This window comes from Paenibacillus rhizovicinus (assembly GCF_010365285.1).
In the GTDB taxonomy this organism is placed as follows: Bacteria; Bacillota; Bacilli; order Paenibacillales; family Paenibacillaceae; genus Paenibacillus_Z; species Paenibacillus_Z rhizovicinus.
This window is the reverse complement of record NZ_CP048286.1, coordinates 3,988,808-4,015,242: the sequence shown is the minus strand read 5'-3', so window position 1 is coordinate 4,015,242 and position 26,435 is coordinate 3,988,808. Positions and strand designations below refer to the sequence as shown.

Genomic DNA, 26,435 nt, shown 5'->3' with positions numbered 1-26,435 from the left:
GCGCGAAACAAAACCGCGTTTGCTCGCAGCAGCGCAGGTTTTGCGGGCGCCGGCTCTGCCTGCGGTAGCATTATAGAGAAAAACGAGTCTCCCGCCCTCTTGTATGCGTTTCAATTGCCTCCCCGCGCCCGCTGCGGCCCTGAAGCGCCTTTGACTTCGGGAATATGGCGCGTTATGCTTCTAAAGCTATTTTATATGTCATCAGAGACATATACGGAAATTAGGAGGCACTCATTCATGCAAGATTCAGTTCCAAACAAGCAAGTCCGCATCTTGCCGATCATGATTGCCATCTTCTTCGGCAGTTTCGTCTCGGTGCTCAATGTCAGCACGATCAACATCGCGATTCCGGTGCTTACGGAACGTTTTCACACAGAGCTCAGCACGACGCAGTGGACCTTGACGGGCTTTATGCTCGCCATGGGCACCTTTGCTCCGATAACGGGCTATTTCGGGGAACGGTTCAGCTACAAGCGGCTTTTCCTGTTCGCCATGTCCGGTTTTACGATTGCCAGCATCTGCTGCGCGCTCGCTTGGAACGTGGAATCGCTTATCGCGTTCCGCATCCTGCAAGGGGCGTTTACCGGCATGATTTCGCCGATCACGATGGCAATCGTGTACCAGATCATCCCGCGCGAGAAAATCGCCATGGCGATTTCGCTCTGGGCGGCCTCGTCCATGCTGGCTCCGGCTATCGGCCCCACGTACAGCGGCTGGCTTCTCGACAACGTCTCGTGGCACTGGCTGTTCTGGCTGAACGTACCTATTGCCGTCGTCGGCATCATCCTGATCAGCATCTACATTCCGTACTACCGGCTCAACGTGCCGAAGAAATTCGATCTCATCGGCTTCGTGACGGTCATCGTCAGCAGTTCCACGCTGCTCGTCGCCTTGTCCCACGGAAACGAATGGGGCTGGGGATCGGCGCAGACGCTCTCGCTGTTCATCACCGGCATCGTGTTCCTGGGGCTGTTCATCTGGCGCGAGCTGGCGACGGATGCGCCGCTGCTTAATCTGCGCGTGCTGAAAATCAGCCGGTACAGCGTTGCGCTGCTGATCACGAGCATCATTACGATCAGCCTGTATTCCGGTACGTTCCTGACGCCGGTATTCCTGCAGAACATCCAATCCGTCACGCCGCTCGACACGGGCTTGATCCTGCTGCCGGCATCCCTCGCGATGGCGTTCATGATGCCGATCGTCGGCAAATTGTACACCAAAGTCGGTCCGCGCTTGCTGCTCTGCGTCGGCATCATCCTGATGGCTGCCGGCACCTTGCCGCTCAGCTGGCTCAGCGTCGATATCTCGCACCGGTATATCATCTTCTGCATGATCATTCGGAATATCGGTATTTCGTTCGCGATGATGCCTGCAAGCAACGCGGGCATGGAGGCCGTGCCGAAGCAGTTCAGCGGCCACGCCTCGTCGATCAACAACTGGGTCCGCAACGTGCTCGGCTCGTTCGCGATCGCGGTCTTCACGTCCTTGCTGTCTTCGCGGGCAGCCAGGCATGCGCAGGATTTCGTCAAAGCCGGCGCAACGGACAAAACGCATATCACGATCATGTCCTTCACGATGAGCGTCGACGACGTCTATCTGATCGCTTCGATTATCGCGATTATCGCGCTTCCGGTCTGCCTGTTCCTTCCGAAGCTGAAGCAAGCCAAAGCCGAGCCGGAGCCGGAGAAAGCCGCTGCGTAAGCAGCACTCCGCTCAGCTCGGACTCATTCGTCTTCTAAACAACAAAAGGCTCATTCGCATACGTGCGAGTGAGCCTTTTTGTCGTCTCTAGCTAAACAGATGCTTGAAGAAGCTGAAGATAGCTTTGAGAATTTCCCAGAGGAAAAACTTCACTTCCGGCTGCTTCGCCTCATCGTTGCTGCTTGCATCGGCTTGCTGAACGCTCCCGCTTGCTTTGTTATCTGCCGATGCTTTCACCGAAGTATTTTTAGCGTCGGCTTTTGCCGTAACGCCGTTCTGCTGCGATTGCGAATCTTCCGCTTTGGCCGATGCAGTCGTGACTGCCGCTGCCGCCGGCGTCGAGGCTTCGCCGCTTACCGCGTCCACGAAGCAGAGCGGCGGGAACAGTACGCACCACCAGTTCTGTCCGGCGCCTGCGCCGAGGGTGATGCGGAGCGCTTCGTAGTTGCCTGCGGGATAGACTTCCGTGCCGTATATTTTCGTGGGGAACGGGACGATGCCCAGCTCCGCCTTATAGCCATAGTTGAAACCGCGCGATGCCAGCTTCGCGGCAATGATGGCATTGATATCACCGATGTGCGCAGTAATCGTACCGCGGGCTTCCTCGATCGTTTGCGGACCGGCTACCCAGGTTTTCATTTCTTCGACGACGGCGTCGCGCACGTCGCGTTTCACCAGTTGGTCGAGTGCGCTGTCCGAATTGGCGAGAATACGCAGGCGGATGGACTCCGCAGGAATGCTGCCGCCGGCAATCGCCGCGTCGGCGCGCTGGTTTTCCCAGCTCATCAGAAGAATTGCCGCAATCAGAAGAACGTAGCCATACACCGGACGATAAGGAAAACGGGAATAAGTGCGGATCATTTGACACAAGCTCCTTTGTGGCACCCGTCGGTGCGGCGGCTTGCGTTCCGGAACGATAATATTCCCAGTATGTCCGGCGATGGCGGTCTCTAAACCTAGCAATCTAGCAAAAAGCCCTTATGGCAAATTAACGCAGCCGCAGCCGCGACAAAAGAAGCTCCGGCCGCGTAGCCAGAGCTTCTTTCAAGTAGCTGGAAGACTAGTTCCGTGCTTACAGGACGCTCTAGTCTGCGCTACTCCACCGCCAGTACGTGCCGGTCAATGCCCGCGTAGTCGGGTATGATGCGGACTTCGCGCCAGGCGCCGATGCCGCGGAGCAGGTCGGCAACGGCTTCCGCTTGGCCGATGCCCAGCTCGAAGCCTACGATGCGCGGCAGGGCGGACAGCTGCTTGAGCTGCTCGGCCATGCGCCGGTAAGGCGTGAGGCCATCGTCGCCGCCGTCGAGCGCAAGACGCGGCTCGTGATCGCGCACCTCCGGCTGCAGGCCGGAAATGTCGCCCGCCGGAATGTACGGCGGGTTGGAGACGAGCACGTCGATGCGCAGGCCGGCTATGCCCCCGGCCGCGTCGACGTCACTATCGGGCCGCGGCTGCGCGAACGGCCCGAGCAGGTCGCCCTGCACGAACGTCATGCGCGCCGCCGCTTCATGGCGCGCCGCGTTCGTGCGGGCGACCGCCAGCGCGTCCGGCGACAGGTCGGACGCGCACACCCGCCATCGCGGACGCAGCGCCGCCAGCGTCACGCCGATGGCGCCGCTTCCCGTGCCGACATCGACCACCGTCGGCACGGCAGCCCTGCCGGCGGCCGCGTCAAGCTGCGCCCCGCCGGCACCCGCGGCACCGGCCGGCAGCTCCTCAGCCGGTCCCCCAAGACCCTGCTCGTCGCCCGCCTCTCCCTCGCCCCCGGCGAGCCCGCCGGCTTCCTCGGCTCCCGCCGCCTTCGGCCACAGCCGGTCGGCCGCTTCCAGCACGGCCTCCACGAGCAGCTCCGTCTCCGGCCGCGGAATCAGCACCGCCGGCGTCACCGTAAACGGCAAGCCATAGAACCACTGCTCGCCGATCAAATATTGCACGGGCTCGCCCGCCGCCTTGCGAGCCAGCAGCTCGTGCCATCGCTTCGCATGCTGCGGCGGGAACAGCTCCCGCCAATCGCGCAGCAGCTCCGCGCGAGTCAGGCCCAGCACATGCAGAAGCAGCAGCTCCGCATTATTGCGAGGTTCCGCGATGCCGCGCGCCTGCAGCATCGCGGTCGCTTTCAGGCAAACATCCGCGATCGTCATCGGGTACAGCAGCGATACGCCGACTCCCTCCGTGTTTAATAAGGCAGCCACTTCTTCGCCGACCATGCCGCCAGGCAGTGACAATCCGGCCTTTTTGAACTTTCCGACGTTCTCTTCAGCATCGCCGACCTCTTTGGCCTTTCCGGCATTCCCTTCAGCATCGCCAGCCTCGTTGGCCTTTCCGAGATTCTCTTCAGCATCGCCGGTTCCATCGGCATCATTGGCTATATCCACCTTATGGTCTTCCCGACCCTCATGCTCCGCCATCCGCACCCCGCCTCTCCATCCGTCTATTCCATCGGCTTGTCCATCCGTTTATCCATCCGACTGCTCCGTCCAGTTGCTCCCCGACTCACTCACTACGCTCGTCCAACCGTTCATATCCGCCATTACGCGGCAAAAACGGGAGCCCACCAACGGAAAGCGCTGAAATTCCTTTCAGCATTCTCCCCAAGGCTGCTCCCGTTCATTGCATCTATTCAGACGATTACGCCAGATTCTCGCGTTCCATCAATTCCGTCTGCGCCGTCAGCGTCAGCGCGTTGATGATCTCTTCCATGTCGCCGTTCAGCACGGAATCCAGCTTGTGCAGCGTCAGGCCGATGCGGTGATCCGTCACTCGGCTTTGCGGATAGTTGTACGTGCGAATCCGCTCGCTGCGGTCGCCCGTACCGACTTTGCTCTTCCGTTCGCCGGCGTACTTCGCTTCTTCCTCTTGACGCTTCAAGTCCGAAATCCGCGCGCGAAGCACTTGGAGCGCCTTCGCCTTGTTCTCGTTCTGGGACTTGCCGTCCTGACATTGCGCCATGATGCCCGTCGGCACGTGAAGCACGCGCACGGCGGATTTCGTCGTATTAACGGACTGGCCGCCCGCACCGCTGGAGCAGTACGTATCGACGCGAATGTCTTTATCCAGAATTTCGACTTCGACTTCTTCGACCTCCGGCATAACGGCTACTGTCGAAGTCGACGTATGAATCCGGCCGCCGGACTCCGTCACTGGAATACGCTGTACGCGATGCGCGCCGCTCTCGTATTTCAGCTTGCTGTACGCGCCTTTGCCCGTCACCATGAAGATGACCTCCTTGAAGCCGCCGAGATCGCTCTCGCTCGCCTCCATCAGCTCCACGCGCCAGCCTTGCGTATCCGCGAATTTCATGTACATCCGGTACAAATCCGATGCGAACAAAGCCGCCTCGTCGCCGCCGGCCGCGCCGCGGATCTCGACAATGACGTTCTTGTCGTCGTTCGGGTCTTTCGGCAGCAGCAGAATATGAATCTCTTCTTCCAGCTGCGTCAAGCGCGGGCTCAGTTCATCGATTTCCATCTTCACCATTTCGCGCATTTCGTCGTCAAGCTTCTCGTTCTGCATCGCTTTCGCATCTTCGAGCTGTTCGGACACTTGCTTGTATTCTGTATATGCTGTGTAAACGGGCTGCAAATCGGACTGCTCTTTGGAGAGTTCGCGCAGCCGCTTCGGATCGCTGGCCACATCCGGATCGCACAACAGCTCGCTCAGTTTCTCGTAACGGTCGGCGAGTGCCTGTAAACGGTCCAACACTGTCATTCACCTCTATATCGTTTTTAGAATAAATCCAATCCGGTTTGAAACGCGCCGCGCCGCCAGAAGGAAGCAGCAGCCGTTTCGCCTTGGTCTTCTCAGTATAACATAACGCGCCGCAATCGATAAACGTGACAATTATGGAGAAAAGGAAGCATGCAGCAGCCGTTCCAAGCCCCGGCACCCGTCCACGGCGAAAAGGACCCGGCTGCCCGAGTCCTCTCCTCTGGATAACTATACGTTGAAACGGAAATGCATCACGTCGCCGTCCTGCACGATATACTCTTTGCCTTCGAGGCGAAGCTGGCCGCGTTCCTTGGCCGCGTTCATCGAGCCCGCCGCCATCAGATCGTCGTAAGAAACGACTTCGGCGCGGATAAAGCCGCGTTCGAAATCCGTATGAATGACGCCTGCCGCTTGCGGAGCTTTCATCCCTTTGCGGATCGTCCAAGCGCGAACTTCCTGCACGCCCGCCGTGAAATACGTGTACAAACCGAGCAGCTTGTAAGCCGCGCGGATCAAACGGTTCAGACCGGATTCCGTCAAGCCGAGCTCTTCGAGGAACATTTCCTTGTCTTCGCCTTCCAGCTCCGCGATTTCGGCTTCTACCTTCGCGCTGATCGGCACCACTTCCGCGCCTTCCGCTTTCGCGAATTCGCGCACGAGCTCGACAAAGCTGTTGCCGTCGGAGTTGGCCGCTTCGCCTTCGCTCACGTTCGCCGCGTACAGCACCGGCTTCATCGTCAGCAGGTGAAGATCGCGCACGAGCGCTTTCTCGTCTTCCGAGAGGTCCAGGCTGCGCGCCGGCTGATCGTTGTACAGCGCTTCTTTGATACGCTCCAGCGTTTCCAGCTCTTGGACCACTTTCTTGTCGCCGCCCTTGAGGTTCTTGCGGGAACGCTCGATCTTGCGGTCCACGGAGTCGATATCCGCCAGAATCAGCTCGAGGTTGATCGTGTTGATGTCGCCGATCGGATCCACTTTGCCGGAGACATGCGTAATGTTGTCGTCTTGGAAGCAGCGTACGACGTGCACGATCGCATCTACTTCGCGGATATGGGCGAGGAATTTGTTGCCGAGGCCTTCGCCTTTGCTCGCGCCTTTCACGATGCCCGCGATATCGATGAATTCGAACGCGGTCGGTACCGTTTTGTTCGGCACGACCAATTCCGTCAATTTATCCAAACGCTCATCCGGCACTTCAACGACGCCGACGTTCGGGTCGATGGTGCAAAACGGATAGTTTGCGGACTCCGCGCCCGCCTGCGTAATTGCGTTAAACAATGTCGATTTGCCCACGTTCGGCAGGCCGACGATACCAGCCTTCAAAGCCATTGCAAGACACCCCTGTTCCGTAATAAACAATCTCAGGACATTATACCCGATGACTCATCGGATTGAAAGGATGTTCGCCTGGGAGATGCCGTAATTTCGCCTGATTTTCCCCTTCGGATTTGATTAAGGCCGGCCCGGCCATCGCATACTACCCGTTGGAGGTGAGCGAGCATGGAGAATCAAACGCATAAAGGCAATTACAAAGGCACCACCAATATGAACGCCAAGAATCAGGACATGGCCTTCGTCAACGATACGCTGGAAGACGCCAAATCCGTCACCAACTACAGCAGCGTGAAGAAGAAAACCGACAAGTAGAGCTCCCGCAGGATTGCTCCCATTTCAAATGTGCCGCAACGGCATTTTCCGCATGACGAAGGGGTGCCCGGTCAGGTCTTCGCCGACCCGCCGGCACCCCTATTCGTAATCTGAAGCATGATCTTCACTGCTGTCCGCTATCCGCGGGCGCCAGTGTAAATATGCACCGCATCCCTAAGAAAAACCGCCGTCCCAGGCTGCTTCTCGTCGTAATACGCGGTGAAGCGCTCGTCGTCCACGTACATCTGCGCCAGATTCGCATGGGCTTCCTTGCTGTAGCCGTCCCAATGGAACGTCAGCCACTGCCGATGCAGATCCGCTGCCTTCTGGGCGAGCTCGCTGGCCGGATCCCCGGTCCTGAAGGCATCCGCGAGCGTATCCTTCACTTCCTGCGTGAGCCGGTTCAACCGCTCATGCCGCTCCTGCGACATGCCCTTCAGCTTAGCGTTCGACTTGTTGACCGCATCGTCGCCGTACTTCTCCCGCGCTTCCTTGCCGTATTTCTGCTCGTTCTCGTCAATCATCCGCTGCTTGAAGCCTTCGAATTTCTCTTGGTCGCTCATGTCCGTTCTCCCTTCGGCCGATGCGATCGTCCGCTCCACGTTGCCGATCAGCGCATCGAGCTGTTTGCGTTTATCGAGAAGCCGGTCGCGATGCTGCCTTAGCGCCGCGGCGCCGTCGAAGGACGGATCGGTCACGATGGCTTTGATCTGATCCAGATTGACGCCAAGCTCCCGGTAAAATAAAATCTGCTGCAGCTTATCCACCTCGGCCTGCCCGTAAATCCGGTAGCCGGACGAATTCGTCCTCGCCGGCTTCAAGATGCCGATCTCGTCGTAGAATCGGAGCGTCCGCGTGCTGATGCCCGCAAGCCTGCCCAGCTTTTGCACGGTGTATTCCACCTGCTCACCTCCCGATAACCCCACTCTACACCTTTACGTAACGTGAATGTCAAACCTGTTATCACCGGGAAAATATCGCTGCTGCCGCATGACGATTCTTGCCCTGCCGCACCCGGACGAAACAAAACCCGGCACCTCCCGGCACCGGGTTTGCATCTATCGTTATCCTACACCCAAGCATCGTTCGAGTATCCGCGCTGCTCCCAATACCCGATATGCTCGCCGTCGATCAGCTCGATCCGGTTCAGCCACTTCACGGACTTATAGGTGTACATCTTCGGCACGACGAGCCGTACGGGACCGCCAAGATCGCTCGGTATCGGCTTCCCGTCATGCATAACCGCAACGAGGACATCGTCCATGTCCGCCTGCTCCAGTGTCAGCGCGTCCGTATACACGCCGTCGCCGGAGTAGAACTTGACCGTTTTCGCGCCCGGCTTCACGCCTGCCATCTTCAGAAAGTCCTTCAGCTTGATGCCTTCCCACGTATTGTTATACACGGACCAGCCCGTGACGCAGTGGAAATCGCTGACCTGCACCTCGCGCTTCAGCGCCACGAACTGCTCCCAGTTCCACTGCAGCTTCTTCTCCACCAGTCCGTCGATGGTAAACGAAAAACTGGCGTTGTCGAATTTCGGGATCGGCGTAACGGTGTAAATCCGGAATGACCCCTTGCTTCCGCCGCCGATCGGCGGACTGGAGCCAGGCATAGGCGCCGGCGCCGGAAGCAGCTTGTTGGCATCCGTGGCCACCGCCTCGTCGAAGGTCGTGCCGCCGCTCAGCTGATTGCCGAGCCAATTCAGGAAGGAAGGCCCCACCGTAATCGCAATTCCGGCGCCGATCGCCGTCTTAATGAACGTGCTGCGCGTCATAACGGCTCCCGGCCCCGCCGCCGGATGAACGGCGGCGCGAGCGCCGGTTCCCTCGCTGACGCGTCCGGTCTTCACCGTGCGGCGATGCGGTTCCTTCAGCCACTTGAGCCGCGTAATGGAGTGATAAATCACGTACGGCAGTCCGATCCAAGTCAGCAAATCATGCACTTGAAGCGCATGGCCGGACCAACGCGGACCTACGGCCCTGAACTGCCAAAGCAACAGACCCGATAACAGCCAGCCGACCAGCAGCGCGAGCACGATGACGACGTTGACCTTCTGCCACGCCTTGCCCCTGAGCTGCTTCCAATGCTTGCCGGCCAGCAGCAAGTAATAAACCACCGGGACGAGCGATGCGATGCCGACAACGATGTGAAGCTCCCGGATAAGGACCCGGCCTTCGCCAAGGATGCCGCGCCACAGTCCTTGAAACAAGATCAGCCCCGTAAAGGCCAGAATGACGACAATCCAACCGTTCCACGCATGGAGCGAAGTAAGCTTCTTGCCGTAGCCTTTGCGTATGCGAGCCAGCCATTTTTGCACCGGAACAGCCTCCCTTTCGTCCGAATGGATAAGGTTTCCCTGCTTGAATTCGAACAGATTCATCTCTTATAAGTATAACGCATTCGCAGTGCAAAACGGTTCGATTGCCGTGTCGTTCATTCACGATTTCATATGTATGCCGTCAAGCACGAAAAAAACGCCTCATAACGCTCAAACCCCCGCACCGGAACGGTGCGGGGGTTTGCTTGCGCGCTCAAGTCTTAGACTTGGCCTTGGATTTTGTTTTTCAACGCGTCCTTGGATTGCAGGCCGACCATTTTATCGACAGGTTGACCGTCTTTGAACAGGATCAGCGTAGGGATGGACATTACGCCGAATTGGGAAGCCAGTTCCGGCTCTTCGTCGACGTTGATTTTGCCGATCGTCGCCGTGCCGGCAAGCTCGGAGGAAAGCTCCTCGACGATCGGAAGCTGCATTTTGCAAGGTCCGCACCATGGTGCCCAGAAATCTACGAGCGTTACGCCGCTCTCGATGCTTTGGTTAAAGTTGTCTTTCGTTAGTACTTGTGCCATGTTCAATCATCCTCTCTACAATAAGTTCGAAGCTATGGGAAGGGTGGTACCCGTCTCACCGAAAAGGGACTAGCAATTCTTGCATTCCTTGATCTGGACCAGGACGTCCGAAATGGTTATGCCGCCGAAATACGCCTCCAGCTGCTTCTCCGCCCTGCAGAAAATCCCATCCATCACTTCCCGCATGTTGGAGCCGACGACGCAATCCATATCCGGATCGCCCGAGCACCAGCTCGGAATAACGGAGCCTTGCGCCATGAGCCGATAAATATCGGCTAAATTGACGACCGCCGGGTCCAGCGTTAACCGGTATCCGCCGCCCGCGCCCTCCCGCGTGTCGACGTAGCCTCCGCGCTTCAAGCAGCTCATCACTTTGCGAATGCGAGCCGGATTCGTAGAGACGTTCTCGGCGATCGCTTCGCTAGGCGCCATGCGCTCCGGCAAATAAGCCAAGTAAACTAAACTGTGGACGGCAATCGTGAATTCACTGTTCATGGTTTACGGCACCCCGCTTTGTACTGTAATCATATCAGTTACAGTTGGAACTGTCAACGGCGGCTACCTGTTTATTTTGTTAAAAAACGCCCGTCTTATTCATCCGCGTTCCCGAACAGGTCGAGCTGCTCCGGTTCCTCGGCCGGCGGCACCAGCGCGAACGATCCGCGAGGCGGCAGCTGTCCCAGCATCGCCATCGCCTGCAGCGCATTATCCGCGGCATCTCCGCCGGAGTTATTGTTGAACAGCACGCATACCTCGTCCGACAGCCGCTCGAGCCGCCGCAGCCGCTGCGCCCAATCCGCCAGCTCCGTCTCGTTGTAACGATATAAGTAGCGCACATCCCGCCAGTTCGGCTGTCCGCCCGACACCCAGCCTTCCGTGTTGCGGCCATGCAGCCGAACGATGGTCATCGCGTCGTCCGTCGCGGCCTCCACGATCGGAATCGACCCGTCCCCCGCCTGGGGTTCGTCGCAGACGGTGTGCATCCAGCCTTCCCGCCGCGCGAAAGCAAGCGTCTTCTCCCGCATTTCGTCCGTGAACCAGCTCTGGTGGCGAAACTCAAGCGCGCAAGGAACATCGCCCATACGGGCTTTCGCGGTTCGCAGCGTATCGACGTTCTTACGCGTGCAGGCGAACCAAGGCGGGTACTGGAACAGGACGGTCAGCAGCTTGCCTGCCGCCCGAATCGGCGCGATCGCGTCCAGGAACGCCCCGAACATCGCCGTCTCGCTGTCGAAAGGATGGAATTTGCCATTACCGCCGCGGGCATGGCCGGTCATGCCTTGATACGCCTTAATCACGAAACGGAAACCGTCCGGCGTTTCGCTTGCCCACTTCGCCATAATGTGCGGGGCCTGAATCGCGTAGAACGTGCTGTCTACTTCTACTACCCGAAACCATTGGGCGTAAATCGGCAGCTTGCTTCGCGAAGCACCTGCTTCCCGGTACAGCTCGGAATGGTCGCCCCAGCCGCACAACCCGATTTCGATCATGCCCGCCCGCCTCCTTTCAACCTTGTTCGCCGCGATCTCGATTCCAATTCAGTGTACGTTCATCATTCGGGCAAAGCAAACGGACCGGTTTCTCTTACTATTATTGCGGCCCCTTCCGACGCCGAAAAAGACCATTTTCAGAAAATAAATATAATTTTAAATAGTTAGAAAATGGATTGAAATATAAAGCGCTCTCATCTACAATGAGCCTATCAGATAGGCAGAGGGTATGTTTGGGTGGTTTGGGAACCTGCTCCAGTCTGATGGAGGGCTTGCTCATTAAAAAAGGAGGCATTTCAAATGGTGGCAAAGAGAAACAACAAGATGTTATTCGGCGCGACCGCAGGCATTCTGTTCTTGGGCGTTCTAGCCGGCTGCGGCGACAACGGCGGTAGCAGCGGCGGTTCTGGCGGCAAAGTCACGCTGCGCATGATTGAAAGTCTGACCAGTCCGGCACGCACGACCGTATTGAACGAAATGATTTCCAAATTCGAAGCAGCCAATCCGAACATCAAAGTGGAATTGATCTCGCCTCCTTTCGACCAAGCCGACAACAAGATCAAGACCATTCTGGGCGCCAAGCAGACCCTCGACGTGCTGGAAGTCCGCGACCTGACCGTTTCCGAGTTCTCCAACAACGGCTATCTGGAGCCCCTGAACGATTACGTGAAGAACTGGCCGGACTACGCGACCGAGGTCGACGTGGCCAAATCGGTCGCTACCCTGAACGACAAGCTGTACTTCATCACGAACGGCATGTACCAGCGCCAGATGTTCTACCGCAAGGATTGGTTCCAGGAGAAGGGCATCCCGGCGCCGACGAATTACCAAGAGATGGTGGACGCCGCGATCAAGCTGACGGATCCGAGCAAGAACCGCTACGGCTTCTCGTTCCGCGGCGGCGCGGGCGCGAACGGCGTTCCGGATACGATCATCATGAACTACAATTTCGATAATATCGATCATGACGACTCCACGTTCCTGAAGGACGGCAAGACGATGTATTCGACGCCGGAAGCGAAGCAAGCGCTGGAGCTGTACGTCAAGCTGTACAAGGAAGGCTCGCCGAAGGACTCGATCAACTGGGGTTATCAGGAGCAGGTGCAGGCGTTCACTTCGGGCGTTACCGGCATCCTGCTGCAGGATCCGGACGCGATTCCGGCCCTGATGGAGAAGATGGACGTCAATACGATCGGCACGGCGCCGATGCCGAAAGGTCCGAGCGGCAAAGCGTTCACAGCGACGGGCGGCGGCGGCTGGGGCATCACCTCCTACTCGAAGCATAAGGACGAAGCATTCAAGCTGATCGCCTTCCTGTCGAGCCCGGAACAGAACACGTACTTCGCCAAGAAAACCGCACTCATTCCGATCCACAAGTCGGCGAGCGAAGATCCGTTCTTCCAGACGGATATGTACAAAACGCTGCTGCTCATGGCTTCCAAGCCGGACGAATTCGTCAACTTGAAAGCGAACACGAAGTATCCGGGAACGAGCCAATGGGGTCAAGTCGCCATGGAGAGCGGCCAATCGCTGCTGCTCGGCAACGTGTCGGTCGACGATACGCTTAAGAAATGGGATCAGTTCTGGGCGGATCAGCGCGCCAATTTGAATAAATAAACGGAAGCTTGAAGGACGATGGGTGGCATGCAGCCACCCATCGTTTACCGTTTCGTTCATTTCCCTCCTAAGGTGGTGCGGTTCATGAAAGAAGGTCAGCCCTCCGTTGTCAGGCGCATGCAATCCGGCTTCCGCAGCTCGCCGCGCGGTTTCATCTTTCTCAGCTTGCTGCCCGCGCTCGTGCTCGTGCTCGTCTTTACCTATTACCCGTTTCTGCGCGGCATCGTCATGGCGTTCCAGAACTACCAGCTCTTCGACCTGACGAACGTTCACTTCATCGGCTTGGACAACTTCAAGACGATGTTCCACGATACGAAATTCCAGCACGCCGCCACCAACAGCGTCTACTGGGTCTTCATCTCGCTGATCCTGCAATTCTCGATCGGCTTGACGGTCGCCCTGTTAATGAACAAACGGTTTCGCGGACGCGGGATCTTCCAAGGCTTCGTCTTCTACCCCTGGGCACTGTCCGGCTTCCTGATCGGCTTGATCTGGAAATGGATGTTCAATTCGCAGATCGGCGTCATCAACGACCTGCTGCTGCATCTGGGTCTCATTCACGAACGCATCGGATTCTTGTCGGATCCGAGCTGGGCGATGACGTCGGTTATCGTCGCGAACGTGTGGTATGGCATCGCCTTCTTCGCGATCATGCTGCTGGCCGCGCTGCAATCGGTGCCTTCCGAGCTGTACGAGGCGGGAAGCATGGACGGCGCGAACGGCGCGCGCAAACTGTTCAACATCACGCTGCCCTATATCATGCCAACCGTCATTACGACGACGCTGCTGCGGGCGATCTGGATTTTCAACGATCCTTCGATCATTTACGGCTTGACGAACGGCGGACCTGCCGGTTCGACGCATATCCTGTCTTCGCTCATGCTGGACAAAATCATGTACGGCGGCGATTACGGCGCGGCTTCGGCGATCGGCATCGTCATGATCGGCATTCTGCTTCTCTATACGATCTTCTATCTCACGGTCACGCGATCCGAGAAATTGGGGGACTTCTGATATGAAGCGGAACCTATCGAAAGGGTTGAAAGTCGTCTTCCTGGCGGTCTATTTGATCGTCATGGCATTCCCGCTCTATTGGATCGTCATTACGTCCTTGAAGCCGCAAAAGGACATTTTCTCCTTCCCGCTGAAATATTGGCCGGATCGGTTAACGTTTCAAAACTACATCAACATCATCAAGATCTCGAAGTTTCACATCTATATCGCCAACAGTCTGCTCATTTCGCTCAGCGCGGCCGTGATCGTCGTCTGTATCTCGGTGCTTAGCGCCTACGTCTTGGCCCGGTTCAAATTCCGCGCCCACCGGCATGTGATGCTCGGCTTCTTCCTGACCCAGATGCTGCCGGGCTTCGTGGCGCTGGCGCCGCTGTACTTGCTGATGACCCGGCTCGACCTGATCAATACGCGCGCCTCGCTCGTGCTCATGTACACCGTCGGGCTGATTCCGTTCTCGACGATTCTGCTCAAAGGCTTCTTCGAGCGGATCCCGTCCAGTCTCGAGGAAGCGGCGATGATCGACGGCTGCTCCCGGATGTCGGCGCTCGTCCGCGTCATTATGCCGGTCATGCTGAACGGGATCGCGGCCACGTTCATCTTCGCCTTCGTGCAGAACTGGAACGAACTGTTCGTGGCCGTCCTGTTCATCGACGACGAATCCCTCAAGACGCTGCCCGTCGCAATGAACTCGTTCGTCATGAAGTTCGACGTCGATTGGGGCGCCATGTCGGCCGGGACCGTGCTGTCCGTTCTCCCGACCATCGCGCTGTTCGCCGTCGCGCAGCGCTTCATCGTCGACGGGCTGACGCAAGGCGCAGTCAAGGGATAACCCTGCGTAACGAAAGGAGCATGCAGCGATGACCAAGAAGGAAAACCTGGCTTGGCAGTATTCGACGGTGACGCACGATGCCGTCGACGTCCGCCACCACGGCGCGATCAACGTGCCAATCTATCAAACGAGCCTGTTCGCGTTCGAGACGTACGACCAATTCCAGCAAGCCGCCCAGCATTCGCAGCACACCCCCGTCTATTCTCGGGGCTACAACCCGACCGTGCGCTATCTAGAGGAGAAGCTGGCCGAGCTCGAACGGGCGGAAATGGCCAAATGCTTCGCGTCGGGCATGGCCGCCATCTCCGCCGCGATCCTGTCCACGGTGAGGACCGGCGATCATATTATCTGCGTGAGCCAGGCATACGGTCCGACGCGCATGTTCGTGACGCAGTACCTGCAGCGCTTCGGCATCGACGCTACGCTCGTGGACGGCAGCTCGCTGGACGATATCCGCGCGGCGCTCCGCCCGGAGACCAAACTGCTGTACTTGGAAAGCCCCACGTCGATGCTGTTCCAGCTGCAGGACTTGGCGGCCTGCGCTGAGCTCGCCCGCAGCCGAGGCATCGTCGCCATTGCCGACAACTCGTGGGCGACGCCCATCTTCCAGCGCCCCTTGGAGCTGGGCATCGATCTCGTCGTCCATTCCGTGACGAAATACATCTCAGGGCAGAGCGACAGCGTCGCAGGCGTCGTGATCGGTTCCGAGCAGCTGGTGAGCCGGATCGCGGAGGACGAATATATGCTGTTCGGCGGCATCATGACGGCGCATTCCGCGGCGCTTATTACGCGCTGCCTGCGTACGCTCCCGCTGCGCATGGAACGTCACGAGAAGAGCGCGCTGGCGGCCGCGGCACATCTGGCGGGCCAGCCGTACGTCGCGCGGATCAATCACCCCGCGCTCCCTTCGCATCCGCAGCATGCGCTGGCGCTGAAACAGATGAACGGTTCGAGCGGACTGTTCTCGTTCGAGTCGGCGGAGTCGCCGGAGAAGATGAGGGAATGGGCGAACCGGCTGAAGTATTTCAAAATCGGCGTCAGCTGGGGCGGCTTCGAGTCGCTCGTGACGGTCAACCCGGCCGTACCGGGCTGCGCGCCGGAAGCCCGCAGCCTGATCCGGCTTCATATCGGGCTGGAGAACGTCGACGATCTGCTGCAAGACATGGATCAGGCTTGGACGGACGTGAAGGACCTGCAGCTGTAAACCGCGAACAACCGCTGAATTCGTGATAACGGGAGGGATACGACGTGGCTAAAATCCAAAGGCAATCGATGCCGGAATTGGTTTCGCAGGAAATTCAGAACTTTATTGAAGAGAAGTCGCTGCAGGAAGGAGATAAGCTTCCGTCGGTCGAGGCGATGACGCAGATGTTCGGCGTCGGCCGCTCTTCGCTCCGCGAAGCGCTGCGCTATCTGGAGGCGATCGACGTCATCACCGTCGCCAACGGGAAGGGGATTTTCGTCCGCGACGTGGGCACTTACCGGTTTGCCGGCAAAATCAAGATCGAGAAGGAAAAGCGATTCCTGCTCTCGATCCTGGACGTCCGCCGCGCGCTGGAAGGAAAGGCAGTGGAGCTGGCGGCCAAACGAATCACTCCGGCGCAGATCAGCGAGTTGACCGAATGCCTGCGCGAATATGCCAGGCTGAAGGAAGCGGGCAAACAGACCTCCCAGATCGACCTGGCCTTTCACCGGGGCGTGATGCGGGCGGCGGCCAATCCGATCCTATCCAGCGTGCTCGAATCGATATCCAGCTTGTACGAGCGGTTCTTCAATGAACCGCTCGGCGAACAGAAGCTGTTCGACGAAACGTACGAATTCCATCATACGATGTTCGCGGCCATCGCGGATCACGATTCCACGCGGGCGCTGGCCGAGTTCGATAAGCTGATGAACTGCATCGAAGAGATCATCAAATCCTACTGACCTTTTAACCTTTTAGAGCTTGCTGCATCTTGCCGGCTGACTTCTCGCATCGGATCGAATCTGAATAGGCCATGGGCCCCATCCATGCCGCCGCCTTGTTAGGCGAGCGGCTCTTCGGCGCACTCATGAAGCAAAAACGCGATAAAGGCGCGCACCTGTCTCGCGATCTGTTCTTCGCGGCGGTACACGAGGCAGATGTGGCGGCGGTTCTCATGCTGCGGCAAATCCCGCATGATCAGCTCGCCGGATGTTGCTTCCCGAATGACGCTCCGCTTGGGCAGCACGCCGATGCCGATATTGCATTTGACCGCTTCCTTGATCGTCTCGATCGCGCCGAGCTCCATGAACGACTGCCATCGCAGCCCGATGGCGGCCGCCCATTCGTCCGTCAGCTTGCGGGAGGTGGAGCCGGCTTCATGCAGCAGGAATGTCTGCGGCTGCAAATTGGCGGCCGTCATCATTTCGCATTGCGCGAGCGGATGCGCCGGCGAGAGCAGCAGCTTCAGCTCGTCCTCCATCAGCTTTTCCATGACGAGCCCTTCCAGGCGATCGGATGGCAGCGACACCACGGCCGCGTCGATCTCGTACTTGCGCAGCATGTCCAATAGACTATCCGCCTTCTTCACGCTCAATTGAATGCGCACGCGCGGATGGAGATTGCCGAACGCCGCCATATGGGGCGGCAGGAAATACGTAGCCGGCGTGTAGCTGGCGCCCAATTTCAGCTTGCCTTCGCCCTGCTCCCTCCGCTCTTCCATCATCGCCTCCACGTCCTCCATCAAGGCGACGATTCGCCTTGCGTAAGGAAGCAGGTCCGCTGCGTTCTCGGTCGGGAACAGGCTGCGTGCCGGCTTATGGAACAGCTTGACGCCAAGCTCCTCCTCCAGCTTGCGAAGATGAAAGCTGACCGTCGGCTGCTTCAGCCCGAGCTTCTCCGCCGCTTCCTGCAGCGTTTCACTCCCGCATACCTCTACGAATACCCGCAACTGCTGCACATTCATGCCTCATTCTCCTCCGCTGCCTTTTTCCCCAAATATAGATGACATCAATATATATATCAATATGTATAGATGATACTTAATAATAACTAGACGTTCCGTTAACGTTCGGCTGATACTTCTCGACTACATTGGACATAGACCATTACGGAGGAGAGATTAACCGATGAATAGCAAGATGAACGGAAAGACAGGTATTGTAGGCGCATTGCTTCTGCTCGCGATCGTTTCGACCGCATGCGGAAATAACGACAACGGCGCGAACGGCAGCGCGGCGAATGGCGCAAACGCCTCGGGCACGAACGCGAATGCGGCAGGCACGAACGCAGCCGATGCAACGAATGCCGCTGCGAACAACGCGGCCGCAGCCGACACGACAGCGACCGACGCAACGACGAACGCCGCAGCAACGAACGCCGCGGCCGATGCGCCTGCAGCGAACAAAGGAACGCTCACCGTATATTTGAACGACTTTGACGATATCGTTAAACCGATGTTCGAAGAGCAAACAGGCTACAAACTTGACGTCGTTAGCGGCAACGGCGCCGAAATCATGTCCCGCATCGAAGCAGAGAAAGGCAATCCGCACTGGGACGTAGTATGGATGGACGCTATGCCTTCGATCGAAGGATTGGACAAGCAGGGCGAGCTGCTCACCGGCTGGTCGCCGGCCAACGCATCCGGCTTGACGGACTTCGCCAAATCGTTCGTGCCTACGGACAACGCCTACTTCCCGACCGGCGCGCATGCCGCTGGCGTCATCGTATACAACAAGAACGAGATCAAAGCGGAAGATGCTCCGAAATCGTGGAAAGATTTCACCGACGCCAAATATAAAGGCATGATCGGCATGGCCGACCCGGCCGTTGCCGCACCGGCTTACCCGTTCGTTTCGTGGTTCTTCCAGGACCAAGGCATGGACGCAGGCAAGTCCTACTTCAGCTCGCTGCTCAAGAACGGCCTGCATGTCTATCCGAAGAACCCGAACGTGGTAGAAGCGCTGTCCGGCGGCGAAATCAAAGTGGCCGCCCTGCAAGAGAGCAATGCCTACGTGATGAAAAATGGCGGAGAACCGATCGAGATCGTATGGCCGCAAGACGGAGCTCCGGCTTCCGTCCGCGTAGCCGCGATTCAGAAGGACACCAAGAACGCGGAAGCGGCCAAGGCGTTCGTGGAATTCCTCCTTGACCCGAAAACGCAGCAAGCGCTGGTCGACAAAGGCGACGAAAGCTACTTCGAGCCTTCCGTAGCGGGCGCGAAACCGAAAGCGGACCGCGAAGCAAACGCGAAGCTGGTCGTTGCCAAAGCCGATTGGGCCTCCGACAATGAAGCCGAAATCAAGCAATGGTTCTCCGACCAATCGGTGAAATAGTGACGGCCCGCACGACGGACGGCCGTCTCGGATGGCCGGTAATGCTGCTGTTGTTCATACTCGTGCTTTGCCCGCTCGGAGCAGTCATCGTTCAGGTGCTGCTTCCGGGCATCTTTTTCGGAAGCTTGAAATTCGGCGACTGGCGAATTCTGCTTGAAATCGCGCAGCGGCCGCTCTGGCAGAAGTCGCTGGAGAATTCGGTCCTGCTCGCGTCGGGAACGACGGTGTTCGCGACGGCGCTGGGCGGCACGCTTGCCATCGTCCGCGCCACCCGGGCATTCCCGACAGCTCGGCTGCTCGATGCTGCCGTCTGGGTACTCATCATTACGCCTTCCTTTATACTATCGCAAGGCTGGGTCATGTTCGCGGCGCCGAAGGGCCTCGCCTTCTCCATGTTCGGTTCGCACGGGGTCAGCTCGTTCGTCTTCAGTCCGGCGGGTCTCATCGCGGTGATGACGCTCAGCAAGTTCCCGCTTGCCTATCTCAGCGTCTATTCCGCAATGGAATGGAAGGTCGACTCGTTATCGCAAGCCGCCAGGCTGAACGGAGCCTCTCCGTTCACCGCTTGGCGGACGATCCAAGCACCGCTCCTCATGCCGGCCGTTCTGGCGGGTGCGGCGCTTGTCTTCATGGATACGATCGGCGACTTCGGCTTGCCGGCCTCGATCTCGGCCGTGTACCGGTTCCCGACGCTGCCCTACTCGATTTATTCGGCGATCTATACGTCGCCGATTCGTTTCGACATGGCCGGCGTGCTGTCGTTCTATCTGGTTCTGTTAATCGGAGCCGCCATGGTGCTGCAATTCTACGCCATGCGCCGTTCGCGATACGACTTTCTGAACAGCCGGGCCGAACGACTGGTGCCGAAGCCTTCCGGGAAACTCGCGCTGCCGCTGGCAGCGGGGAACGTTCTGCTCCTGGCGGTCATCTTCGGCATCCCGATCGGGACGAACATTTGGATGTCTTTCGCCAAAACCGCAAGCGGCGGCGTGAAGTCGGGCAACTGGACGCTCTCCAACTACGCGTCCTTATTCGACGACGGTCAGCAATTGCTGCGCGGGCTCGGCCATTCCCTGCTCATCGCGGCCGCGGCTGCCTTGATCGCGCTGCTGATCGGCCTCGGTGTCGCGTATGTGTTGACCTATTCCACATTCCGCCACAAGCGGATGATTGAAACGATCTCCATTCTTACGCTTGCCGTGCCGGGCGTCGTGCTCGGGATCGGTTATATTTTCGTCTGGAATCAGCCGTGGCTGGAGCGCGTAGGGCTGCTGCTGTACGGCACGCCTTGGATTCTCGTCCTCGCTTCCGTCGCCGGCGCGATACCGATCATCACGCGGATGCTGGTCGGCGCGATGGCGAAAGTGCCCGCGCAGCTGCTGACGGCCGCCCAGCTGTACGGCGGCTCGTTCTTCGGACGAATCCGGGTCATTCTCGTACCGCTCATTCGAGGCGCGCTGCTCTCGGCGGCGCTGGCCGCGTTCGGCTCCGGCGTCTTCGATCTCGCGGTCAATTCGATCTTGTTTCCGCCGAACTTCTTGACGCTCCCCGTCTCGATCAACAAAGCGTTCGAGGATCTGAAGTTCGGCTATGCTTCAGCCGCGACCGTATTCGGATCCGCGATCGTCATTCTCATTATTCTAGTCGCGGAGCTGCTGCTTCGGCGCAAGGAGGTTAAAGCATGAGCCCATCCACCCCGGCGGTCGAAGCCGTGAAGAACGTTCCCGCGCCGGCACCCGGCGAGCGGAGATCCGCGATCGCCGAGAAGCCGGCCGAAGCGGGAACGCCGCTCCTGTCCGCCCGCTTCCTCTGCCGCAGTTATGGCGATTTCCAAGCCCTTCGAGGCATCTCGTTCGATATGCGCCCCGGCGAAATCATTAGCGTGCTGGGCCCGTCCGGCTGCGGCAAATCGACGCTGCTGCAGCTTGTCGCCGGGCTGCTCCAGCCTGACGGCGGGGAACTGCTGCTGAACGGGAAGCTGATCGGATCTTCCCGCACGATGCTGGCGCCGGAGAAACGCGGCGTCAATATGGTCTTCCAGGATTACGCCTTATGGCCGCATTTGTCCGTGTACGACAATATCGCTTACGGCTTGCGCAGACAGCGCATGTCCCGGTCCGATACGGACCGGACGGTCGCGGAACTGCTGGCGCTGCTGCGGCTCGGCGGCCTCGAGAAGCGGCTGCCGCCGGAGCTGTCCGGCGGACAGCAGCAGCGCGTGGCCATCGCCCGCGCGCTCGCCACGCGCCCGCAGCTGCTGCTGCTTGACGAGCCGCTGTCCAATCTCGACATGCGCCTGCGCATCGAGATGCGCACGGAGATGGCGGAGCTGTTCCGCAAGCTCGGCACGAGCGTCTTCCATGTGACGCATGATCCGGAGGAAGCGTTCGCGATGGCGGACCGGCTGCTCATCATGCGCGCAGGCCAGATCGATCAGATCGGCACGCCGGAGGAATGCTACAGCCGGCCCGCCAGCCGCTGGGTATGCTCGCTGCTGGGCGGCATCAACAGCCTGAAAGGAAATCCGGTCGTGCTCCAAGACGGCGGAACCGGGCTTAAGCTGCCAAACGGCCTGCAGCCGATCCGCGGCAGCTTCCCTCAAGGCGTCGGATTGCCGGAGACGAAGCGCGCCGAGCTGATGTTCCGGCCGGAAGACGCGACGCTGCTGGCAATCGAGCCGACGGCGTCGGCCGAATGGCCGAACGGCCTGCCGGTCACGGTTCGGAATTGTATTTTCGAAGGCAAGCATTGGCGCTGCAAAATCGAGTCGGATTGCGGCCAGTTTATGTACCTGCTGCATGACGGACCGCTTGAACCGGGCAGCCGGCATTGGCTGTCCATACCGGAAGCCTCCGCTTTCATGTACGCCGAGGCCGAATAAGGAAAGGAAGAACACGGTGGTGAACTCCAATTTGAACTTGCGCCCGCGACTACTCGCCATCTCCGACATCCACGGCTGCGAGGACAGCCTGAAGAAGCTGCTCGCTTCCGCGAACTACGACCCGGCACGCGACCGGCTCATGCTTCTCGGCGACTATATCGATGCCGGCAATCCCGGCACGTACGGAACGCTGGACTATATCCGGACGCTCGTTGAACAGGGCGCTCACGCCCTGCCCGGCAACCACGAACTGAAGCTGTTGCGGCGACTGGAGGATGCACCGCCGTCGGGCGCGGAGGCGGATCAATGGCGGAGCTGGGCAGGCTGGATCCGATCGCTTCCCGGCTATCGGTTGGAAGACGAGTACTTGTTCGTCCATGCGGGCATTCGTCCCGGCATCGGGCTGGATGCCCAGACGCTGATCGACTTGACCGAAATCCGGGATGATTTCCTGAATCCGCCCCTAGGTTCGGAATTCACGGTCGTATTCGGTCATACTCCGACGTTCAGACTAGGCGCCCAGCCAGGGAAGCTATGGTTCGGCGACGGCAAGATCGGGATCGATACCGGCGCGAAGCACGGGCAGCGGCTTACCTTGCTCGACGTGCATGCGAGAATCGGCTATTGGTGCGCGACGGGACCGAATGCGGAAAAAGCGGGCGTGAACGAAACCTTTTATTGAACATTCGGGATGAAGCGAACGATCGCGCCTCCTTGTCCCATGCACCCCGCAGCGCAGCAGCCGGGAACCCTTACAGGGTCTCGCCTGCGACGCTGCGGGGTGCTTTTCATGAAGGAACCTGCCGCTCTGCCCTTGCTTGCCGGCCCAATCTGCATTAGCATGGATGTATGCCGTCATAGGATGCGGCCCTTGTTCTCGCAATTCAGCCGACCCATGCAGGGCCGGCCCCCAAATATATACAGGGAAAGGTTGGCGCGATCAGATGCATATTGACCTCTACTCCGATGTCGCATGTCCATGGTGCCGTATCGGCAAGCAAAACCTCGCCCGCGCCCTTGAGCTCTGGGCGGAACAGAACGACGAGCCCGTGACCGTTGCTTATCACGCGTTCCAGCTGGATCCCGATTTGCCGGAGGAAGGCCGGGCGTTCGACGAAGCGATGATGCGCAAGATGGGCGGACCGGAGTCCATGAAGCGCGTCGTCGAGCATGTAACGGGCGCGGGCGCGGCGGTCGGGCTGACGTTTCGTTTCGACCGCGTCGGCAAGATGCCAAACACGCGGCTGGCGCATCGCTTCGTTGCCCTCCTTCAAGACGAACAGAAAGAAGCCGTCGTCGATGCGCTGTTCAAATCGTATTTCGAAGACGGCAGCGACGTGACGCAGCTGGACGAGATGGTTGCGATAGCAGAGCGGCTGGGGCTGGACGCAGCCGACATCCGGACGCGCCTGGAGCAAGGCGAAGGCGAAGAATCCGTCGAGGCCGATCTGAAGCGGGCGCGCCAAATCGGCGTAACCGGCGTGCCGTTCTTCGTGTTCAACAACCGGTATGCGCTGTCCGGCGCCTATCCCGCGGAAGAGCTGCTCGGCTTGATGGGCGGCGCTCGGGTGTAGCCGTCGGGCGGGAATCGAATATGCGGCGAGAAGCCGCGACACATAGAAAAACCGTCCGTGATCGGCAGCTCGCTTGCCGATTCCGGACGGTTTTGTTCGTTATTGCTCTTCCTCTGCCTTACTATTGTGCCGCCGCTTTAGCCGAATAGACGTTAATATGGTCGATGTGCGCGATCTTGCCTTTGGCTGCCGTGCCCGGGCCGACGAACTTCAGCTCGTATGCTGCGGACGGATGGTAAACGTAGATTTTGTCCGTGCCGCTGAAGCGGACTTCCTTCGGCATGCCCAGCGTCTTGATGACGGACGCAAATGTCAGCGATTTAATACCGACCGTCTGGTCGACCGACTCGCCGAAGTTGCGCAAATCGTAGATGACGCCCGCCTTGTTCACGCCGAACGCGAAGGCGCCTTGGCCCATGCCGAAATTATAAAACTCGTAATGGTTGGCTTTCTCGCCGCCGCCCGTGTCCGGCTCGCCCCATTTATAATGGACCGCGGATATCGGCGTTTTGCCGGCGATAGCCTGCAAGCCAGGGATCTGGCCGTTTGCCGCCAACTTGTAAATCGTCTTGATATAAGTACTGCCGGTCTGCGCGCTCAAGTTCGACGGGATCGACGCGCTCGTCGCCGCTTGTGCCGCGCTTGCCGCATTTGCTTGAGAACTTGTGGCCAACACGCCGGATCCTGCCGTGATAAGTCCTGCCAGGGCCAGCTTGCCGAGCGTCTTCCAAACGGGGTTGATCGTTACTGCGTTCATGCTGCATTCACCTCTTCGTAGTAATGGAGACAAGGGACAGTGCTGCTTACATCCCCATATTACCCGCGGCGCGGGCGGAGTCCGTTACAAAAAGGTAACGAGAAAGTAACAACAAAGTAACGATCGTCCCAAGGCCATGCAGCCGGGATGACACAAAAAGACGACCCGCCTAATGCGCGTCGCCTACGATTTTGAGCCCCGCTACGCCGATGATGATCATCGCGATAAAGACCAATTTGCGCTTATCCCTGGACTCCCCGAACACCAGCATCCCCAGAATGACGCTGCCCACGGAACCGATTCCCGTCCAGATGGCGTACGCCGTGCTGATCGGAATGTCCTGCAGCGACCTTGATAAACAATAAAAGCTGACAAATCCCGAGGCCAGCGCCAACAGCGTGCCCCGCCAATTTTTAAATCCGTTCGACATCTTGATGCCTGTAACGCCTCCGACTTCTCCCAGTCCGGACAGCAACAGGAATAACCATGACACGACCGATTCCCCCTTCCTTGCCGCTCCTTATTCTCCGGGTGTCCCCGCCGAGGAGGCCGCATCCTTCGTTTCCGTTCGGCCGGATATGACCTTCAAGCCGACGATGCCGCCTACCAACAGCGCGACGAACAACAGCTTCAGCATATCGACCGGCTCATCCAGCACGGCGATGCCTACGACGACCGTTCCCACTGTCCCGATGCCCGTAAATACCGCGTATGCCGTCCCGATCTCGATTTCCTTCATCGCTTTGGCGAAGCAAACGAAGCTTATGGCCAACAACGCGATCGTGATCAGGCTCGGCAGCCACTTGGTAAATCCCTCCGATTCCTGCAGTCCGTAGGCCCACGCCACTTCCAGAAAGCCCGCGATCAGCAAATACAACCACGCCATGCCGCACTCATCCTCCTTATCTCGCCCGCTCCAACCGCAGCGCTTCCTGCAGCCAATCCCACAGCAGCGCCTGCCGGCGGCGATACAGCTCCATATCGTACAATTTATGCTCCACCAGCAAGCCGTCTATGACGGCAAAAAAGAGCGCAAGCAGCCGTTCGAGCTGCTCTTCGTTCGTTTCCGATCCCGCGCAATCCCGGAACAACGCCGTCAGCGGCCCAATAAAAACCTTCTCGTACGCGATAAACTCGTGCCTCAGCCGCTCCTCCACATTCTTCGGCGGCATCAGCATCGTTCGTTTCAAGAACGATTGCCCTTTGGTCAGCCCGTCTATGTCTGTAAAAAAGCGAAAAGCGGCATAATAACGCTCTATCGGCGGCTTATCCTCTGTCTGTTGGAGCAGCAGCGCGAATTTCTCGCTCTCCTCGTGCACCGCATCCTCCAGCAGCGCAAGGAATAAGTGCTCCTTGGACTCGAAATGCGCGTAGATCGACGGCGTCTTAATGCCGACGATTTTGGCGATCTCCGATAAAGAGACGCCGTCATAGCCCGACTCCGCGAACAGCGTCAGGGCGGCTTGTTTCAAACGAGCTGCGGTCATATGGATCACTCCTAATGGTTTAAAACAGTTGGACACTTCCATCGCCTAACGAATATTAGTTAGTTGGTGTCTCGATATGATAGCGTGCCGGGTCCCAGATGTCAACTCCGGTGTTTGCGATGGGGCTCCCGTTCGCACAACCTTTGCTAGGCGCAGCTCTGCGGACCGGCTGGGGCGGAAGCGTGCTCGGTGTTTGCGATGGGCGCTCCCGTGGTGCTCCGCACTTCGCTGCGGCTTCCTTTGGCCGGTCCGTGGCGCCTGTGGCTCCGGTGTTTGCGACAGACGCTTCGTGGTGCTTCGCACCAAAGTCGCTCCCGCTCGCAAAATCGTACAACGCAGCTTGCGAGGAGGCCTGCCGTCGCCGTTTTGTACGAAATATCATACAACGCAGCTTGCGAGGGGGCCTGCCACCGGTGTTTTCCACCAATGTAGTGTACTGGGTACACCTCTTGCTCCGTTTTCGCCGTTTTTCCACCGATATAGTGTACTGGGTACACTACATCGCTCAAGCTCAGCGTCAAATCCCATTGCGCTGACAATTTCTCACGCATAACCCGCAAAACCCCCCACCCGATCATCCAACC

General features: G+C 58.6%; 25 protein-coding genes and 1 pseudogene. 12 read left to right on the top strand and 14 right to left on the bottom strand.

Translation table 11 applies throughout. The features are described from left to right. Positions 1 to 237: 237 nt before the first annotated feature. Positions 238 to 1,701 (top strand): MDR family MFS transporter, encoded by a 1,464-nt coding sequence (locus GZH47_RS18040; protein WP_162642357.1) that lies wholly within the window; start codon positions 238 to 240, stop codon positions 1,699 to 1,701. A gap of 87 nt (positions 1,702 to 1,788) precedes the next feature. On the opposite strand, the gene spoIIR is transcribed toward GZH47_RS18040, so the two are convergent. The 4 genes from spoIIR to ychF all read right to left on the bottom strand — a co-directional run bounded on the left by spoIIR (position 1,789) and on the right by ychF (position 6,738). After that, positions 1,789 to 2,562 (bottom strand): stage II sporulation protein R, encoded by a 774-nt coding sequence (spoIIR, locus tag GZH47_RS18035; protein WP_162642353.1) that lies wholly within the window; start codon positions 2,560 to 2,562, stop codon positions 1,789 to 1,791. Between the two features lie 233 nt (positions 2,563 to 2,795). Next, on the bottom strand, positions 2,796 to 3,806 hold the full coding sequence (locus GZH47_RS18030; RefSeq protein WP_162645313.1) for a N5-glutamine methyltransferase family protein: 1,011 nt from the start codon (positions 3,804 to 3,806) through the stop codon (positions 2,796 to 2,798). A 523-nt stretch (positions 3,807 to 4,329) separates the two neighbouring features. Next, positions 4,330 to 5,403 (bottom strand): peptide chain release factor 1, encoded by a 1,074-nt coding sequence (gene prfA / locus GZH47_RS18025; protein ID WP_162642351.1) that lies wholly within the window; start codon positions 5,401 to 5,403, stop codon positions 4,330 to 4,332. Between the two features lie 234 nt (positions 5,404 to 5,637). Beyond that, positions 5,638 to 6,738, bottom strand: a complete 1,101-nt coding sequence (gene ychF, locus GZH47_RS18020) for a redox-regulated ATPase YchF (protein ID WP_162642348.1) — start codon at positions 6,736 to 6,738, stop codon at positions 5,638 to 5,640. Positions 6,739 to 6,909: 171 nt separating this feature from the next. Between ychF and GZH47_RS33860 the strand changes: the two genes are divergently transcribed. Then, on the top strand, positions 6,910 to 7,056 hold the full coding sequence (locus GZH47_RS33860; protein ID WP_192043525.1) for a hypothetical protein: 147 nt from the start codon (positions 6,910 to 6,912) through the stop codon (positions 7,054 to 7,056). A gap of 137 nt (positions 7,057 to 7,193) precedes the next feature. Here GZH47_RS33860 and GZH47_RS18015 read toward each other — a convergent pair whose 3' ends face one another. The 5 genes from GZH47_RS18015 to GZH47_RS17995 form a co-directional block, all read right to left on the bottom strand. Further along, entirely contained in the window at positions 7,194 to 7,958 is a 765-nt protein-coding gene (locus GZH47_RS18015) for a MerR family transcriptional regulator (protein ID WP_162642346.1), read from the bottom strand. A gap of 167 nt (positions 7,959 to 8,125) precedes the next feature. Then, positions 8,126 to 9,373, bottom strand: coding sequence for a molybdopterin-dependent oxidoreductase (locus GZH47_RS18010; RefSeq protein ID WP_192043524.1), 1,248 nt, complete (start codon positions 9,371 to 9,373; stop codon positions 8,126 to 8,128). 221 nt (positions 9,374 to 9,594) lie between these two features. Next, positions 9,595 to 9,906, bottom strand: coding sequence for a thioredoxin (gene trxA, locus GZH47_RS18005; protein ID WP_162642340.1), 312 nt, complete (start codon positions 9,904 to 9,906; stop codon positions 9,595 to 9,597). Between the two features lie 69 nt (positions 9,907 to 9,975). Further along, the gene (locus tag GZH47_RS18000) at positions 9,976 to 10,401 is read right to left on the bottom strand and encodes an RrF2 family transcriptional regulator (protein WP_162642338.1); all 426 of its coding nucleotides are present in this window, start codon (positions 10,399 to 10,401) and stop codon (positions 9,976 to 9,978) included. A gap of 95 nt (positions 10,402 to 10,496) precedes the next feature. After that, the gene (locus GZH47_RS17995) at positions 10,497 to 11,396 is read right to left on the bottom strand and encodes a DUF72 domain-containing protein (protein WP_162642336.1); all 900 of its coding nucleotides are present in this window, start codon (positions 11,394 to 11,396) and stop codon (positions 10,497 to 10,499) included. 300 nt (positions 11,397 to 11,696) lie between these two features. Between GZH47_RS17995 and GZH47_RS17990 the strand changes: the two genes are divergently transcribed. The 5 genes from GZH47_RS17990 (at position 11,697) to GZH47_RS17970 (ending at position 16,782) form a co-directional block, all read left to right on the top strand. After that, positions 11,697 to 13,013 (top strand): ABC transporter substrate-binding protein, encoded by a 1,317-nt coding sequence (locus GZH47_RS17990; RefSeq protein WP_162642334.1) that lies wholly within the window; start codon positions 11,697 to 11,699, stop codon positions 13,011 to 13,013. Positions 13,014 to 13,097: 84 nt separating this feature from the next. After that, positions 13,098 to 14,027, top strand: coding sequence for a carbohydrate ABC transporter permease (locus GZH47_RS17985; RefSeq protein ID WP_162642331.1), 930 nt, complete (start codon positions 13,098 to 13,100; stop codon positions 14,025 to 14,027). Between the two features lies 1 nt (position 14,028). Then, positions 14,029 to 14,856: a carbohydrate ABC transporter permease gene (locus tag GZH47_RS17980; RefSeq protein ID WP_162642329.1), complete on the top strand. Its 828-nt coding sequence runs from the start codon at positions 14,029 to 14,031 to the stop codon at positions 14,854 to 14,856. 28 nt (positions 14,857 to 14,884) lie between these two features. Then, entirely contained in the window at positions 14,885 to 16,060 is a 1,176-nt protein-coding gene (locus GZH47_RS17975; protein ID WP_162642327.1) for a trans-sulfuration enzyme family protein, read from the top strand. A 44-nt stretch (positions 16,061 to 16,104) separates the two neighbouring features. Further along, entirely contained in the window at positions 16,105 to 16,782 is a 678-nt protein-coding gene (locus tag GZH47_RS17970; RefSeq protein ID WP_225446119.1) for a FadR/GntR family transcriptional regulator, read from the top strand. A 98-nt stretch (positions 16,783 to 16,880) separates the two neighbouring features. Here the strand turns inward: GZH47_RS17970 and GZH47_RS17965 are convergent, their stop codons facing one another. Then, the gene (locus GZH47_RS17965) at positions 16,881 to 17,783 is read right to left on the bottom strand and encodes a LysR family transcriptional regulator (protein WP_162642325.1); all 903 of its coding nucleotides are present in this window, start codon (positions 17,781 to 17,783) and stop codon (positions 16,881 to 16,883) included. A gap of 163 nt (positions 17,784 to 17,946) precedes the next feature. On the opposite strand from GZH47_RS17965, the gene GZH47_RS17960 reads away from it, so the two are divergent. From GZH47_RS17960 to GZH47_RS17940, 5 genes are all read left to right on the top strand, one after another. Next, positions 17,947 to 19,152 (top strand): ABC transporter substrate-binding protein, encoded by a 1,206-nt coding sequence (locus GZH47_RS17960; RefSeq protein ID WP_225446118.1) that lies wholly within the window; start codon positions 17,947 to 17,949, stop codon positions 19,150 to 19,152. Beyond that, positions 19,125 to 20,837, top strand: a complete 1,713-nt coding sequence (locus GZH47_RS17955; RefSeq protein WP_162642323.1) for an ABC transporter permease — start codon at positions 19,125 to 19,127, stop codon at positions 20,835 to 20,837. The genes GZH47_RS17960 and GZH47_RS17955 overlap by 28 nt, the downstream gene beginning before the upstream one ends. Continuing rightward, entirely contained in the window at positions 20,834 to 22,033 is a 1,200-nt protein-coding gene (locus GZH47_RS17950) for an ABC transporter ATP-binding protein (RefSeq protein ID WP_162642321.1), read from the top strand. Before GZH47_RS17955 ends, GZH47_RS17950 begins: the two co-directional genes overlap by 4 nt. Positions 22,034 to 22,049: 16 nt before the next feature. After that, positions 22,050 to 22,715 (top strand): metallophosphoesterase family protein, encoded by a 666-nt coding sequence (locus GZH47_RS17945; protein WP_162642319.1) that lies wholly within the window; start codon positions 22,050 to 22,052, stop codon positions 22,713 to 22,715. 262 nt (positions 22,716 to 22,977) lie between these two features. Beyond that, entirely contained in the window at positions 22,978 to 23,607 is a 630-nt protein-coding gene (locus GZH47_RS17940; protein ID WP_162642317.1) for a DsbA family oxidoreductase, read from the top strand. Between the two features lie 121 nt (positions 23,608 to 23,728). Here GZH47_RS17940 and GZH47_RS17935 read toward each other — a convergent pair whose 3' ends face one another. The 4 genes and pseudogenes from GZH47_RS17935 to GZH47_RS34765 form a co-directional block, all read right to left on the bottom strand. Next, positions 23,729 to 24,364 (bottom strand): YjgB family protein, encoded by a 636-nt coding sequence (locus GZH47_RS17935; protein WP_162642308.1) that lies wholly within the window; start codon positions 24,362 to 24,364, stop codon positions 23,729 to 23,731. A gap of 169 nt (positions 24,365 to 24,533) precedes the next feature. Further along, entirely contained in the window at positions 24,534 to 24,857 is a 324-nt protein-coding gene (locus tag GZH47_RS17930; RefSeq protein ID WP_162642306.1) for a DMT family transporter, read from the bottom strand. Positions 24,858 to 24,884: 27 nt separating this feature from the next. Continuing rightward, positions 24,885 to 25,250, bottom strand: coding sequence for a DMT family transporter (locus GZH47_RS17925; protein ID WP_162642303.1), 366 nt, complete (start codon positions 25,248 to 25,250; stop codon positions 24,885 to 24,887). A 444-nt stretch (positions 25,251 to 25,694) separates the two neighbouring features. Continuing rightward, a pseudogene (locus GZH47_RS34765) lies at positions 25,695 to 25,851 on the bottom strand (TetR/AcrR family transcriptional regulator); the annotation flags it as partial. Positions 25,852 to 26,435: the final 584 nt, after the last annotated feature.

Bases quoted from the DNA above. Each gene is read 5' to 3' on its own strand.
- GZH47_RS18040 (WP_162642357.1), top strand. From the start codon at position 238: ATGCAAGATTCAGTTCCAAACAAGCAAGTCCGCATCTTGCCGATCATG.
- spoIIR (WP_162642353.1), bottom strand. From the start codon at position 2,562: ATGATCCGCACTTATTCCCGTTTTCCTTATCGTCCGGTGTATGGCTAC.
- GZH47_RS18030 (WP_162645313.1), bottom strand. From the start codon at position 3,806: ATGCTGCAGGCGCGCGGCATCGCGGAACCTCGCAATAATGCGGAGCTG.
- ychF (WP_162642348.1), bottom strand. From the start codon at position 6,738: ATGGCTTTGAAGGCTGGTATCGTCGGCCTGCCGAACGTGGGCAAATCG.
- GZH47_RS33860 (WP_192043525.1), top strand. From the start codon at position 6,910: ATGGAGAATCAAACGCATAAAGGCAATTACAAAGGCACCACCAATATG.
- trxA (WP_162642340.1), bottom strand. From the start codon at position 9,906: ATGGCACAAGTACTAACGAAAGACAACTTTAACCAAAGCATCGAGAGC.
- GZH47_RS18000 (WP_162642338.1), bottom strand. From the start codon at position 10,401: ATGAACAGTGAATTCACGATTGCCGTCCACAGTTTAGTTTACTTGGCT.
- GZH47_RS17995 (WP_162642336.1), bottom strand. From the start codon at position 11,396: ATGATCGAAATCGGGTTGTGCGGCTGGGGCGACCATTCCGAGCTGTAC.
- GZH47_RS17990 (WP_162642334.1), top strand. From the start codon at position 11,697: ATGGTGGCAAAGAGAAACAACAAGATGTTATTCGGCGCGACCGCAGGC.
- GZH47_RS17985 (WP_162642331.1), top strand. From the start codon at position 13,098: ATGAAAGAAGGTCAGCCCTCCGTTGTCAGGCGCATGCAATCCGGCTTC.
- GZH47_RS17980 (WP_162642329.1), top strand. From the start codon at position 14,029: ATGAAGCGGAACCTATCGAAAGGGTTGAAAGTCGTCTTCCTGGCGGTC.
- GZH47_RS17975 (WP_162642327.1), top strand. From the start codon at position 14,885: ATGACCAAGAAGGAAAACCTGGCTTGGCAGTATTCGACGGTGACGCAC.
- GZH47_RS17965 (WP_162642325.1), bottom strand. From the start codon at position 17,783: ATGAATGTGCAGCAGTTGCGGGTATTCGTAGAGGTATGCGGGAGTGAA.
- GZH47_RS17960 (WP_225446118.1), top strand. From the start codon at position 17,947: ATGAATAGCAAGATGAACGGAAAGACAGGTATTGTAGGCGCATTGCTT.
- GZH47_RS17955 (WP_162642323.1), top strand. From the start codon at position 19,125: ATGGTTCTCCGACCAATCGGTGAAATAGTGACGGCCCGCACGACGGAC.
- GZH47_RS17950 (WP_162642321.1), top strand. From the start codon at position 20,834: ATGAGCCCATCCACCCCGGCGGTCGAAGCCGTGAAGAACGTTCCCGCG.
- GZH47_RS17940 (WP_162642317.1), top strand. From the start codon at position 22,978: ATGCATATTGACCTCTACTCCGATGTCGCATGTCCATGGTGCCGTATC.
- GZH47_RS17935 (WP_162642308.1), bottom strand. From the start codon at position 24,364: ATGAACGCAGTAACGATCAACCCCGTTTGGAAGACGCTCGGCAAGCTG.
- GZH47_RS17925 (WP_162642303.1), bottom strand. From the start codon at position 25,250: ATGGCGTGGTTGTATTTGCTGATCGCGGGCTTTCTGGAAGTGGCGTGG.